Annotated in this window: 10 protein-coding genes and 1 tRNA gene; 6 read left to right on the plus strand and 5 right to left on the minus strand. The window is 65.6% G+C overall.

The window, feature by feature from the left end:
* Nucleotides 1-114: 114 nt before the first annotated feature.
* On the minus strand, nucleotides 115-1,278 hold the full coding sequence (dprA, locus tag OJB03_RS09290) for a DNA-processing protein DprA (RefSeq protein ID WP_263786739.1): 1,164 nt from the start codon (nucleotides 1,276-1,278) through the stop codon (nucleotides 115-117).
* A complete protein-coding gene (gene obgE, locus OJB03_RS09295; protein ID WP_263786741.1) occupies nucleotides 1,275-2,294 on the minus strand; it encodes a GTPase ObgE in 1,020 nt (339 codons plus the stop codon). The genes dprA and obgE overlap by 4 nt, the downstream gene beginning before the upstream one ends.
* A gap of 179 nt (nucleotides 2,295-2,473) precedes the next feature.
* Between obgE and rnhA the strand changes: the two genes are divergently transcribed.
* Nucleotides 2,474-2,920 carry a ribonuclease HI gene (gene rnhA, locus OJB03_RS09300; protein WP_263786742.1) on the plus strand — a complete coding sequence of 149 codons (447 nt, stop codon included), beginning with the start codon at nucleotides 2,474-2,476 and terminating at the stop codon, nucleotides 2,918-2,920.
* Between the two features lie 55 nt (nucleotides 2,921-2,975).
* Here rnhA and OJB03_RS09305 read toward each other — a convergent pair whose 3' ends face one another.
* Nucleotides 2,976-3,605 (minus strand): IMPACT family protein, encoded by a 630-nt coding sequence (locus tag OJB03_RS09305; RefSeq protein ID WP_263786743.1) that lies wholly within the window; start codon nucleotides 3,603-3,605, stop codon nucleotides 2,976-2,978.
* A 279-nt stretch (nucleotides 3,606-3,884) separates the two neighbouring features.
* On the opposite strand from OJB03_RS09305, the gene OJB03_RS09310 reads away from it, so the two are divergent.
* The 3 genes from OJB03_RS09310 to OJB03_RS09320 are packed head-to-tail and all read left to right on the plus strand — an operon-like array spanning nucleotide 3,885 to nucleotide 9,138.
* On the plus strand, nucleotides 3,885-5,246 hold the full coding sequence (locus tag OJB03_RS09310; protein WP_263786744.1) for an efflux RND transporter periplasmic adaptor subunit: 1,362 nt from the start codon (nucleotides 3,885-3,887) through the stop codon (nucleotides 5,244-5,246).
* 45 nt (nucleotides 5,247-5,291) lie between these two features.
* The gene (locus OJB03_RS09315) at nucleotides 5,292-8,423 is read left to right on the plus strand and encodes an efflux RND transporter permease subunit (RefSeq protein ID WP_263786745.1); all 3,132 of its coding nucleotides are present in this window, start codon (nucleotides 5,292-5,294) and stop codon (nucleotides 8,421-8,423) included.
* A 43-nt stretch (nucleotides 8,424-8,466) separates the two neighbouring features.
* Nucleotides 8,467-9,138, plus strand: coding sequence for an SAM-dependent methyltransferase (locus tag OJB03_RS09320; protein WP_263786746.1), 672 nt, complete (start codon nucleotides 8,467-8,469; stop codon nucleotides 9,136-9,138).
* A gap of 89 nt (nucleotides 9,139-9,227) precedes the next feature.
* Here OJB03_RS09320 and OJB03_RS09325 read toward each other — a convergent pair.
* Nucleotides 9,228-9,300 (minus strand) — tRNA-Ala (locus OJB03_RS09325).
* Nucleotides 9,301-9,546: 246 nt separating this feature from the next.
* Between OJB03_RS09325 and OJB03_RS15770 the strand changes: the two genes are divergently transcribed.
* Both OJB03_RS15770 and OJB03_RS09330 read left to right on the plus strand, forming a co-directional pair.
* On the plus strand, nucleotides 9,547-9,708 hold the full coding sequence (locus tag OJB03_RS15770) for a DUF2256 domain-containing protein (RefSeq protein ID WP_081580681.1): 162 nt from the start codon (nucleotides 9,547-9,549) through the stop codon (nucleotides 9,706-9,708).
* Nucleotides 9,709-9,789: 81 nt separating this feature from the next.
* Nucleotides 9,790-11,241, plus strand: coding sequence for a DASH family cryptochrome (locus tag OJB03_RS09330; RefSeq protein ID WP_263786748.1), 1,452 nt, complete (start codon nucleotides 9,790-9,792; stop codon nucleotides 11,239-11,241).
* A gap of 172 nt (nucleotides 11,242-11,413) precedes the next feature.
* Here OJB03_RS09330 and OJB03_RS09335 read toward each other — a convergent pair whose 3' ends face one another.
* Complete coding sequence (locus OJB03_RS09335) at nucleotides 11,414-12,610, minus strand: MFS transporter (protein WP_263786750.1); 1,197 nt, start codon at nucleotides 12,608-12,610, stop codon at nucleotides 11,414-11,416.
* Between the last annotated feature and the right edge of the window lie 46 nt (nucleotides 12,611-12,656).

Below are 12,656 nucleotides of genomic sequence, written 5' to 3' on the forward strand. Positions count from 1 at the left end.
CGCGTTCGCCATGTCCCGGTCTGCTATTGTTGCAACGCCGAGGCCTGGCCGCCGCGGGGACTCGCCCCGGCCCCGGTGTTGCACACAGAGATCAGAACAAAGAACAGGGACAATCTACGACCGTCGAAATTGCTTCCCTGCGAGCTGACGCACGAGGCCCTTAAACTCAAGCCTGAGGAGAGTCGGAAGGGCCGACGACGGGTCAAGGCCCGTTTCTTTGCACAGCTCGTCGACGTGAACGGGCGTATCCGAAAGGGCGTTGTACAACACCTGTGCGTCGCCCGACAGGTCGTCGGGGTCGGGTCCGCCCCCCGCGGCCACGGTTTCCGCGTCCACCTCTTCAGGCTCTTCCACCGTCGCCGCCGGAAGCTCCTCCAGCAGATCGTCCATCGCCATCACGAGCTTCGCGTGGCCCTTCTGGATGAGGCGGTTGGTCCCCCGGCTGGAGTCTTTGGTGATGGCCCCCGGCACGGCGAATACCTCCCGGTTCTGCTCCAGCGCCAGGCGGGCCGTGATGAGGGCCCCACCCTCCGCGTACGACTCCACCACGAGCGTGCCGAGGGCAACCCCGCTCAGGATGCGATTCCGCTCTGGAAAGTGGGGCGCGTCGGGCTCTGCGTCGAGCCCATACTCGGACAGCACCGCCCCGTGCTCGGTAATCCGCTCGGCGAGGGCCGTATGCTTCTGCGGATAGATGTGCCCCACCCCCGACCCGAGGACGGCAATAGTGCGGCCCCCGGCGTCGAGCGCCCCCTTGTGCGCGGCGGCGTCGATGCCGTAGGCCAGTCCGCTTACCACCGTAAAGCCGCGGCGGGCCAACGCGGCCCCGAAGTGATGCGCCTGGGCCCGCCCGTAGTCCGTGCAGCGGCGGGTGCCCACGACCGTTACCATCGGGCGCCCGTCTTCGGGCAGCGTGCCCCGCATCCACAGGAACGCGGGCGGGTCGTAGATTTCGCGGAGGCGGTCGGGAAAGCGCGCATCCCACGGCGAGACGAGCGACGCCCCCAAATCGTCGGCCCGTTTCATTTCCCGCCGCACCGCCGCCCGGTCGTCGAACGTGAGGATGGCCTCGGCGGTCTGATCGCCCACCCCGTCCACCTGCGTCAGCGTCGAGCGCGATGCCCGAAAGATCGCACTCGGGGTCTCGAAGGCGGCCAGAAGGGCCCGGAGGCGCTGCGGCCCCACCCCCGATACGAGCGAAAGGCCAATCAGGGCCCGCTGGTCGTGGGCCTGGTTCTGGCCCGCCGGTTTGTCGTCGTCCGGAAGAGGCAGTCTCATGCGTCGATTGCGTCCGGCGATCGCGTGGAATGGACGGTGTCGAAGAGGGTATACTTGAGCTGGTCGAGGCCCATGTCGGCCACGGCACTGATCGGGAGCAGGGGCACGTCGTCCGGGAATTCGTCGGCCACCACGTCGGGCATTAGCTCTCGCTCGTCGGGGGCCAGAATGTCGATCTTCGACAGCGCCACGACGCGGGGCTTGTCGAGGAGGCCGGCCTCGTGGGACGCAAGTTCGTGGAGAAGCGCCTCGTACTCCTCACCCAGGTCCTGCGACGTGATGGGGATGACGAACAGTAGGACCGACGTCCGCTCAATGTGACGGAGGAATTGGAGGCCGAGGCCTTTCCCCTCATGCGCGTCCTCAATGATGCCGGGGATGTCGGCCATCACGAAGGTTTCGTACTCGCTTACGTACACCATCCCCAGTTGGGGGGTGAGTGTCGTAAATGGGTAGTCCGCCACCTCTGGCTCCGCGGCCGACACGGACGACACGAGTGTGCTCTTGCCCGCGTTCGGGAACCCCACAAGGCCCACATCCGCCATCAACTTGAGCTCGAACGTCAGATCGCGCTCTTCTCCCGGCTCACCGGGCTGCGACTCGCGGGGGGCCTGGTTTGTGCTCGACTTAAAAAAGGCATTGCCCCGCCCCCCCTGTCCCCCTTCGGCCACGCAAATGCGCTGTCCCGACTCCACGACCTCTCCGATGGTCTCTCCCGTCTGTTCTTTCACCACGGTTCCGGGCGGCACGCGAATGACCTTGTCCTCTCCCGAGGCGCCTGTCTGCTCGCGGCGTCCCCCCGGCTCACCATCCCCCGCAAAGACCTGGGTGTTGTGGCTGAGGTCCATCAGCGTGTAGAGGTTCTCGTCGGCCTCAACGTACACCGAGCCTCCATCCCCCCCGTCGCCCCCCGCGGGACCGCCCTTCGGCACAAACTTTTCGCGGCGCCACGCCACGATGCCTTTCCCCCCGTCCCCACTGCTCACTCTGAGATCGACCTGATCAAGAAACTTCATGCTGACCCCCCAAGGAGTGTCCCTTGGAGTTGTTTTGGACTATGAAAATGGTAGTGCCGTCGTACGTCCGCCCCACGCCCAAGGTTTTCACCGGGCTTTTTCGGCACAGTCCCGGACCTGTCCGGCCCGGCCGCGTACGTGTGGGCACGTCCGTCTTTTTCCTCTGACTTTTCGGCCTTATGAACGACATTACCATCTACACCGACGGTGCCTGCAGCGGGAATCCGGGCCCTGGCGGCTGGGCTGCCATCCTCCTTCCCGACGACGACCCCGACGCCACCGACCCGCTCACCGGCGGGGAGCCCCACACCACCAACAATCGCATGGAGCTGACGGCCGCCCTGGAGGCGCTCCGCGCCCTCGGCGAGCAAAGCCGGGTTGCACTCCACACCGACAGCGAGTACCTCTCGAAGGCGTTCAACGAGGGATGGCTCGACAGCTGGCAGGACAACGACTGGCAGACCTCCTCAAACAACGACGTCAAGAACCAAGACCTGTGGAAGGCGCTCCTCGAGGAGGCGGAGCGGCACGAGGTCGACTGGGTGTGGGTGAAGGGCCACGCCGACGACGAGTTGAACATCATGGCCGATGAGCTGGCCGTGGCCGCGATGGAGCAGTTCAAGTGAGCATGGGGCCGAGGACCACGCTCCTCTCGTCCAACACGGTCATGCCCGACCGTCTTCAGCCTCCCGCCGCCTCCTCGCCGCCCACACGGATCAGCTCGCCGCGGGCCGACAGGGCATTCCGAAACGCCTCCACAAATTCCTCTACCCGTGACGCACGGACCCCGACCGTGAGGGTCGTCACGTCCGTGTACTCGCTGTCCCACACGTCCGCGTCGAACTGCCGCAGCACACGTTCCGCCGGAGCGGTGTCGTCGTACTCGTACCGAATCTGAACCGGCGTCCGCACGACGCGCTCCACACACTCCGCCTGCTCCAGTGCCGCGGCCGCAGCATCGCCGTAGGCTCGTGCCAGGCCTCCCGTCCCCAACTCCGTCCCGCCAAAGTAACGCGTCACCACGATGAGCGTGTCCGTAAGGTCGTGCGCGTCAATTTGGCGGAGGATGGGCCGGCCCGCGGTGCCACTCGGCTCCCCATCGTCATCGTACCGAAACGTATCGCCGGCCGCACCGAGCCGGTAGGCCGAGCAGTGATGCGTGGCCTTGTGCTCTCGGGTGCGGACAGCAGTGATCGCCTCTTCGGCCGCCGTCCGGTTCGCCACCGCGACTGCTTCCGCCAGGAACCGGGACCCGTCGACAGTGTGCTCGGCCCGCCCCGAGTTTTCAAGCGTGCGATACGTGTCCGTCATGACGTGTGGACCGAATGCAAAGGACTTGTCCCCCGGCCTCTCTGGCGTGGAGCTGCCTGTTTTCCGCGGCGCCAAGGTGTAGTTGGAGCCGTCGCGTGTGCAATTGATCGACGACCCAGAAACCTGCACCGGGTGGACGGGTGGGCATAGCCTCTCAATCCAAGGGGGGATCCCCCACACAAGCGCAACAATGCTGCATCCCTAGTGCCAAGAGGGCACGTCGCCAGTGTTGATTCAGTAGTATTTTTGCGTCCCTTTCCCAGTTCCTCTGTACCCATCATGGCCCGATTGGCTTTCGTCGGTCTCGCGCTTCTTTTCCTGCTAAGCGGCTGTGGCTCGTCCTCCGACGAGGGGGACGACCGCCGCCGAGGGCGGGGAAACAGCTCTCCCCCGTCTGTGGAGGCCGTGCAGGCCCGCAACGGAACCCTTCCGCTGGAGGAGCGGATGAGCGGCACGGTTCGGGCGCGCAACCAGGTGGCGATCTACCCGGGACTGAGCGAGCCGGTCGTCGCCGTAGAGGTCCAGACGGGCGATTATGTCGAGGAGGGCGAGCCCCTCGTGCGCCTCCGGCGCGTGACCTACGAGCAACAGGTTCGACAGGCGGAAGCCGCCCTCCGGAACGCCCAGGCCGAGGCGAAGGGCGCCCAGGCCAGCCTCCGTGGGCTTCGCGCCCAACTAAAACGGACCGAGCGCCTCGCCGACCAGGACTTTGAGAGTCAGCAGCAGCTCGAGTCGTTACGGGCCCAGGTGAGCCAGGCCGAGGCCTCCTACGAGCAGGCCCAGGCTCAGGTGGAGCAGGCCGAGTCCACCCTGCAAGAACGGAAAACGGCCCTCCGCCGCACCGTCGTGCGTGCCCCAATCAGCGGATACGTGGGGCAGCGCAACGTCGAGGTGGGCCAGCGCGTGGGGCCCGACACCCGCCTCTACACCATCGGCGACCTCGACTCCATGAAGGTGCGCGTGGAGGTGACGGACCGGATGTTTGGGCGCATCCGCCCCGGCCAGACGGCCCGCATCCACGTGCCCCAGCAGGACACCGTCCTCACGGCGTCGGTGACTCGCATGTCGCCGTTTCTGAGCGAAGCGTCCTACAGCGCCGAGGCTGTGATCGAGGTCGGGAACGACCCCCGCCTCCTCAATCCCGGGATGTTCGTCGAAGTGGACGTGGCCTACGGGGAAAGCGAGCGGGCCACGATCGTCCCCCTCAGCGCCCTCTACGAAGACCCCGCCTCCAACACCCGCGGCGTCTTTGTGGCCCCGACACTGGGGACGGAGATTCCCGTGGACGTGCCCGAGGACTTCGACACGGACAATCCCCCGCCACTCACCCCCCCAACCCCCACCACCTTTCGGGAAGTTGAGGTGCTCGCAGAGGGCCAACAGACCGCCGGCATCCGGGGCGTCGAGCCGGGGGACTGGATCGTGACCGTCGGCCAGGACCAGGTCAGTTCTGCCGGACAGGAGCGAGTGAACGCCCGCGTCCGCCCCATGTCCTGGTCACGCCTGATGTCGCTGCAGCGCCTTCAGGACACGGACCTGCTCTACGATGTGCTTGAGCGACAGCAGCGCGTTGCGGAGCGGCGCTTCGGCAATGCAGACTCGACCTCCAGCGACTCCGCACAGTCGTCCATTGGGGGCTAGCCGCCCGCCCCCGCCGCACACTCTTTTTCTCTCTTCCCTTCCCTCATGGCTCTTTACGATACATCCATTCGGCGCCCCGTCGCGACGGCGATGTCGTTCCTCGTCGTGATCGTCGTGGGGGCCGTGAGCTTCTACTACCTCCCGGTGGACCTGCTTCCCGAGATTGAGTACCCGCGGGTGTCGGTGACGACCAGTTACCCGAACGTGGGGCCCGAGGAGATGGAGCAGATCATCACCGACCCGGTCGCGAATGCGGTCTCGAGCGTGTCGAACGTGGAGCGCATCACCTCCCAATCGTCGGAGGGCGACAGCCGCGTGAACATGGAGTTTGCACAGGGCACCGACCTCAACGCCGCCGCGAACGATGTGCGCGCTGCTCTCGACCGCATTCGGGACGACCTGCCGGTCGAGGCCGAGCCGCCCAGCATCCGAAAGTTTGACCCGAACAGCCAGGAGATCGTCTCGATCTCTGTCGAGTCGAGTCGGGACTTGCCCTCACTCACCCGGCTGCTGGAGCGCAACCTCAGCAAGCAGTTCGAGCAGATACCCGGGGTCGGGACGATCAGCGTGCAGGGGGGGATCTATCGGCAAATTCAGGTAAATGTGAACCGCGACCGGCTCGCGGCCTATGATCTCTCCGCCGCACAGGTCCAGCAGGCCATCTCTTCCTCCAACGTGGCCCTTCCGGGCGGCAACGTGAAGGAGGGCCTCAAGGACCTGTACGTGCGAACGCAGGGGGAGTACCAGTCCCTAGACCAGATTCGAAGCACCGTCGTGACCACGGCCGACGGAGCGCCCGTGCAGGTCCAGGACGTGGCGGAGATCGTCGACGGCTACGAAGACCTCGGCCGGATCGCAGAGCTGAACGGGATACCGGTGCTTCGACTCGACATCCAGAAGCAGAGCGGGGCCAACACCGTGAGCGTCGCGAACCGGGTCCGCGAGGAGGTGAGCCGCGTGAATCAGACCCGCTCGGACGTCCGCCTGACGGTTGTAAGCGACCAGAGCGACTTCATCCGGAAGTCGATCAACAACGTCCAGAACTCGGCCATCTGGGGCTCGCTGTTGGCCATCCTCGTGCTTTACCTGTTCCTGCGGAACGGGTCGACGACGTTCATCATCGCGCTGTCGATCCCCATCTCGATCATCGCGACGTTTGCATTGCTGTTCTTCAACGATCTAACGTTGAACCAGATGACATTCGGGGGGCTGGCCCTGGGGGTGGGCCTGATCGTCGACAACGCGATCGTGGTCTTAGAGAACATTATTCGACAGCGCGAGGAGAAGGGCCGGTCTCTGCGCGAGGCGGCATCGATAGGGACCCGCGAGGTGGCGGGCGCCATCCTGGCCTCCACGATCACCACCTCCGTGATCTTCCTCCCGCTCGTCTTCGCCCGCACGACGACGGCCTCCCTCTTCCAGTCCCTCGCGCTGGTCGTGGTCTTTGCGCTGGCCTGCTCGCTGCTCGTGGCGCTTACGCTGGTGCCGATGATGGCCAGCCGCTTCCTTACCGTCGACGCTGGCGAGGGGGATGCCACCGCAGACGCGTCGAAGTCCTGGTTCCAGCGTGCCTTCGCGACTCTAGAGAACCGGTACTCCGACGCCATCCGGGCCGCACTGCAGCGACGCTGGCTGGTGTTCGGCGCGACGGGCGCCCTGCTGGCAGGCGCCCTCCTGCTCTGGCCCTACGTGTCCGTCGAATTGGCCCCGCAGACCGACGCCAACCAGATCGACGTGGACATGCAGATGGCACAGGGCACCAACATCGCCGTGGTGATGGAGTACCTGGAGGAGCTGGAGCAGCGGGTCCAGCCCATGCTCCCGCAGGACGAGGTCGTGAACGTTGCCAAGCAGGTGCAGCCCTGGGGGGCCGAGGTGGAAGTGCAGCTGAAATCGGCCGGGGAGCGTTCCATCAACACCTTCGCCCTCGCCGACAGCATTCGGGCGGAGGTGACCGGCAAGGTGCCGGGAGCCGACACTCGCGTGAGCGCGCAGTCGGGACTCTGGATCCTACGACGCGTCTTCAGCGTGGGGGGCGGAAATGAGGCCCTGCGGGTTCAGCTCCGCGGGTACGACCTTGAGCAGGCCCAGAAGATTGCGCAGCGCGTGAAGCAGGAGCTCGAAACCGTAGAAGGGGTGGCCGGGGCGCGCAGCGGACGGCGCGAGGGCCAGCCCGAGCAGAACATCCGGTTTCTTCGGAACAAGATCTCGTCTCTCGGCCTCACGACCCAGGAGGTGGCGCGGGCCGTCCAGACCAACCTCGGGGGCAGCCGGGCCGCCTCCTACCGTGCCGGTGGTGAGCAATTCCCGATCACGGTCCGCCTCCGTCCCGAGGACCGTCTTTCCGTGCAGGACCTGGACAACGTGTCCATTCAGACGCCAGACGGGACCTCGGTCCCTCTTTCGACGCTCGTGACGACTCAGCGCGGCCGCGGCCCGACGGAGATCCAGCGCATCAACGGGCAGCGCGTCACCTACATCTCGGCCAACCTGACCAGCGACGCCGTCCTGGGCGAGGTGGTCAACCGGGCCCGAGAGAAGGTGTCGACCCTTTCTCTTCCCGAGGGCTTTTCGGTCACATTCGGGGGCCAGTACCGCGAGCAGCAGAAGGCGCAGACCGACTTCTTAATCGCCATCTTCATGGCCCTTGTGCTCATCTACATGGTGATGGCTGGGCAGTTCGAGCGCTTCCTAGACCCACTCATCGTCATGTTTAGCGTCCCGCTTGTTCTGGTGGGCGTGCTGCCGACGCTCGTCTTCACCGGCACCACCGTTAATATTCAGAGCGTGATGGGGTTCGTCATGCTTATCGGCATCGTGGTAAACAACGCAATTGTGCTGGTCGACTACATCAACCTGATGCGGCGGGAGCAGGACCTCCCTCTGAAGGAGGCCGTGGCCGAGGCCGGGCGGCTGCGCCTGCGGCCCATCCTGATGACCACGCTTACGACAGTGCTAGGACTGGTGCCCCTCGCGCTGGGCATCGGTGCCGGGGCGGAGATTCAAGCCGCGCTCGCGCGGGTCGTGATTGGGGGACTCACGGCGTCGACGCTCATCACACTCCTGCTCATTCCGGTGGCCTACGTGAGCCTCGAGCTGGCGGCCCGCACCGTGCGGTCGAAGCTTCCGGACTGGTCCTGGCTTCCCGACTCTACGGTGCAGCCCCGGCGGGCGTAGCGCAGGGTCCACGCGCATCTCCTCCATTGTCTGATTCCTGATCATGCGTCTCGCCCGCTTCTCCGCGCACACCCTGGCCGTTCCGCTTCTCGCGTGCAGTCTCTTGGGGACCGGACTGCTTCCCCTTTCCGGCTGTGCGCAGGATCAGGATGACTCGGCGACCCGCGGGCCGGACACCTCGGTCGCTCAGGTCCCATTGCCCGCTACGTCTCCCTCCATTGTGGACTCGACGGTCGATGCCGACGTGCCGTTCGTCGTAAGCCCCGAGAAGACGGTTGAAGGCATGCTGGAGCTTGCCGGCGTCTCGGCGTCCGATACAGTGTACGACCTCGGCAGTGGCGACGGGCGCGTCCCCATCACGGCCGCCAAGCGCCATGGCGCCCGGGGCGTCGGGATTGAGATTAAACCCGATCTCGTCCAGCGGGCTCGCAAGCGCGCCGCGCTCGCCGGCGTGAGCGATCAGGTGGAATTTCGGCGACAGGACCTCTTCGAGGCCGACTTCAGTGACGCAACCGTCGTGACGATGTACCTCTTCCCGGAGGTCAACCTGCGGCTCCGACCGATGCTCTTCGAGCAGCTCGACCCGGGGACGCGGGTCGTCTCTCACAGTTTCGACATGAACGGCTGGGCACCGGATTCCACTGTGAGCGTGGACGGGGACGTGTTGTACCTCTGGACCATCCCCGAGGAGGTTCCCGCCCACCTGCAGGAGTAGCGCACTCCCCCACCACAGCAAAACCCCCACTTCTGCCTGAAGGCAGGAGTGGGGGTGTCGTGTGATGGGCCCAAATGACGGGCTGAAAGTGGAGCCACTGGGATTCGAACCCAGGACCTCTGGAGTGCGATTCCAGCGCTCTACCAACTGAGCTATGGCCCCAGTAGGAGGATAGCCAGTGCGGGTGCCTGCTGACCTTCTCGCTATGACATGGTTGGCTACGGCCCGTTTTTCGCGTCTGTTCCTGCGTGGCGTGTGCCTGAACCTCCTCGTCGGTCGAATTGTCGTGAGAACCGTGCGAAGTCGGCCGGTCTTGACGAGCGTGTAAGAAGCCCCGCCGCACAGGCACGCCGCTTCCCTGGGACCGTATGTTCGGCTACTACTCTATGCCACAAGCCCCCAGGTGCCATGAGTCACCAAAATCTCCCGACCAAAACGTGTCCCGTATGCAACCGCGAGTTTGAATGGCGAAAGAAGTGGGAGGATGACTGGGAGAACGTGAAATACTGCAGCGAACGCTGTCGCCGCAACAAAGACCGCGACCACATCCCCTGGGCCAAGGAGGAATAGCGCGTAGCCGGCTCGGAACACCCCTGCTCACGTCTCCGGGGTTCGCCGCCTCGACACTCACCATTTCACCGCACTGACACCGTGCTTTCAACCGCTCTCGTCTGGATTCGGAACGACCTCCGCGTACGCGATCACGCCCCGCTTCGCTACGCGGCCGACCACTACGACCAGGTCATTCCGGTTTACTGCTTCGATCCCCGCCACTTCGGCACGACAATGTTCGACCTGCCGAAGATGAGTTCGGTCCGGGCCCGCTTCCTCCGCGAAAGCGTGCAGGACCTTCGAGACTCGTTTCAGGACCTCGGGGCGAACCTCGTGGTCCGTCGGGGACGCCCTGAGGACATCCTGCCGGAGCTCGTGCGGCAGACCGACGCCAACGAGGTGCTGCAATTTCAGGAAATCGGGGGGGAAGAGGAGGAGGTGGAGACGGCCGTGGAGGATGCGCTCCGGGACACCGACGCGACGCCCGGCTTCTTCTGGGGGAAGACCCTCTACCACATTGACGACGTTCCTTTCGACGGCCCCGACGACATCCCGAAAGTCTACACGAACTTTCGGAAGGCCGTAGAGAAGAAGAGCACGGTCCGGCCCACCTTGGACGCGCCGGACTCGCTGCTTCCCCTGCCCGAGGACATCGACCCCGGCACGATCCCCACGCTCGACGACCTCGGCTTCGACGATGACGGGACCGTTGACGAGCGAGGCGTCCTTCCCTTCCGGGGCGGCGAAAGCCGCGGGCACGACCGCATCGACGAGTACATCTGGCGGGGGGACTTTCTAAAGAAGTACAAGGCGACGCGCAACGGCCTGCTCGGCGCCAACTATTCCGCGAAGTTCAGTGCCTGGCTCGCCCACGGCTGCATCACCCCCCGGCAAATCCACGAGGAGGTGGAGCGATACGAGGACCAACGGGTCGACAACAAGTCCACGTACTGGATGAAGTTTGAGCTGATCTGGCGCGACTTCTTCAGCTACGTCACGTGGAAGGCCGGCGAGCGCCTCTTCCGCCCCGGCGGCATCAACGGCAACGACATCGACTGGCGCTACTATGACAAGTCCTTCGAGCGATGGGCCGCCGGCACGACCGGCATCCCGTTCGTCGACGCCAACATGCGGGAGCTCAACCTGACCGGCTACATGTCCAACCGGGGCCGCCAGAACGTGGCCAGCATGCTCTCACAGAGCCTAAAGCTGGACTGGCGAATGGGGGCGGCCTACTTCGAGTCGCGCCTCGTAGACTACGACGTGGCCTCCAACTGGGGCAACTGGGCCTACAACTCCCGCGTGGGCAACGACCCGCGGGCCCGGTACTTCAACATCGTGAAGCAGGCGAAGCGCTACGACGAGGACGGTGAGTACGTCCGCTACTGGCTTCCCGAGTTGAAGGACGTCCCCGACAAGTACGTGCACGAGCCCCATCGCATGAGCCACGAGCAGCAAAAGAAGTACGGCTGCGTCCTCGGGGCCGACTATCCGAAGCCCGTCGTGGATCTGGACAAGACGTACCAGCGGATTCAAAACGAGCGCGGTTGAGGACAAGGCCCCCGTACCGAAAAGTAGAGTGTGATCTCCTTGCACGCCGCGCGACCGCCTCTTCTGCCCGTCCCTTAAGGCCACCGTTTCACGGCGACAGGAGGCCGCACCGGGGACCGCCGCTCGTCCTTGCAACGCCTCCCTTCGCACGGTGGGCTCTGAACGGAGGGGCTTACGCCCCCCCACCCCTCCTCGACGTCGGCGCCCCAGTCCCCTTGGACCGCCGCAGGACAGGCCCGGCCACTAGCGCAACGCCCCCTGCCAGGGCCGCCACCAGCCCGATCGCGCCGGACAGGCCCACCGTGTCGGCCACAAATCCGAGCAGGGGCGGCCCCGTAAAGAGCCCGGCGTGCCCCGCACTCGCCACCGCAGCGATGCTGGATCCCGGCGCCATGCCCGGCGTCTGCGCCGCCCTCCGATACATGACCGGCACCAGCACAGAGAACCCGAGCCCCTGGACGAAAAAGCCTGCAATGCCCGAGACCGGGTGCGCAATTAAGACGCCCACCCCGAGTCCGAAGGCTGCGAGCAGTGCACCGCCCTGCACCATCCGCCGCGCTTCCAGGTGCTGCAGAAGCCGGTCGCCCTGGAGGCGCCCAAGGGCCATGGCCGCCGAGAAGGCCGCGTAGCCCAGGCCCGCGACGCCGGCCGTCGCGCCAAGGCCGTTTCGGAGGTAGACCGCACTCCAGTTCGAAACCGCCCCCTCCCCGAGCAGCACACAGAAGAGCAACGCGGCGAGTCCGGCCAGTGCCGACGACGGCATCGCAAAGACGGGACCGGCCTGTGCCCTCGTCGGTCCCCCCAACAGGGCCCCGCGGTGGAGCAGTATGACTCCGGCCCCCACCCCAACGAGGCCCGCGAACTGCCAGCCGAGGGAAAGCCCGAGTGCCGCGGCGCCACTCCCTACCCCGGCCCCCACCATCCCGCCAATGCTGAAAAACCCGTGGCAGGTGGATAGAATGGGCTTGTCCCGCCGGTCCTCGACCGCGTTGGTCCGGGCGTTCATCGCCACGTTGAGAAGACCGTTCATCATTCCGGCCCCGATGAGTGCCCCTGCGAGGCCCCCCGCACTCTGCACAAGTGGAAGCGCGATGAACGGGACTCCTTGCCCGAGGGCCAGCACGAACGTGGTGCCCCCTGCCCCCCACCGGGCCACCAGCCAGCCGGCGAGGGGCATTACGAGGAGGGTGCCCGCCGGCATGCCCAACAGGACCAGCCCAAGGGCCGCCTCCGATAGTCCAAGGGCCGCCTGCACCTCCGGGATGCGGGCAAACCAACTCCCCACGAAGATACTCAGGAGTGAAAATACGAGTGCAACGGCGCGGCTTGGCCGGTGCGTCCAGACAGTGCGGAGAGACGTAATCATCATTCCCAACCTCCGACGCGACGGCGGCTCCACAGGGATTCCACTTCTC

The organism is Salinibacter grassmerensis (assembly GCF_947077765.1).
In the GTDB taxonomy this organism is placed as follows: domain Bacteria; phylum Bacteroidota; class Rhodothermia; order Rhodothermales; family Salinibacteraceae; genus Salinibacter; species Salinibacter grassmerensis.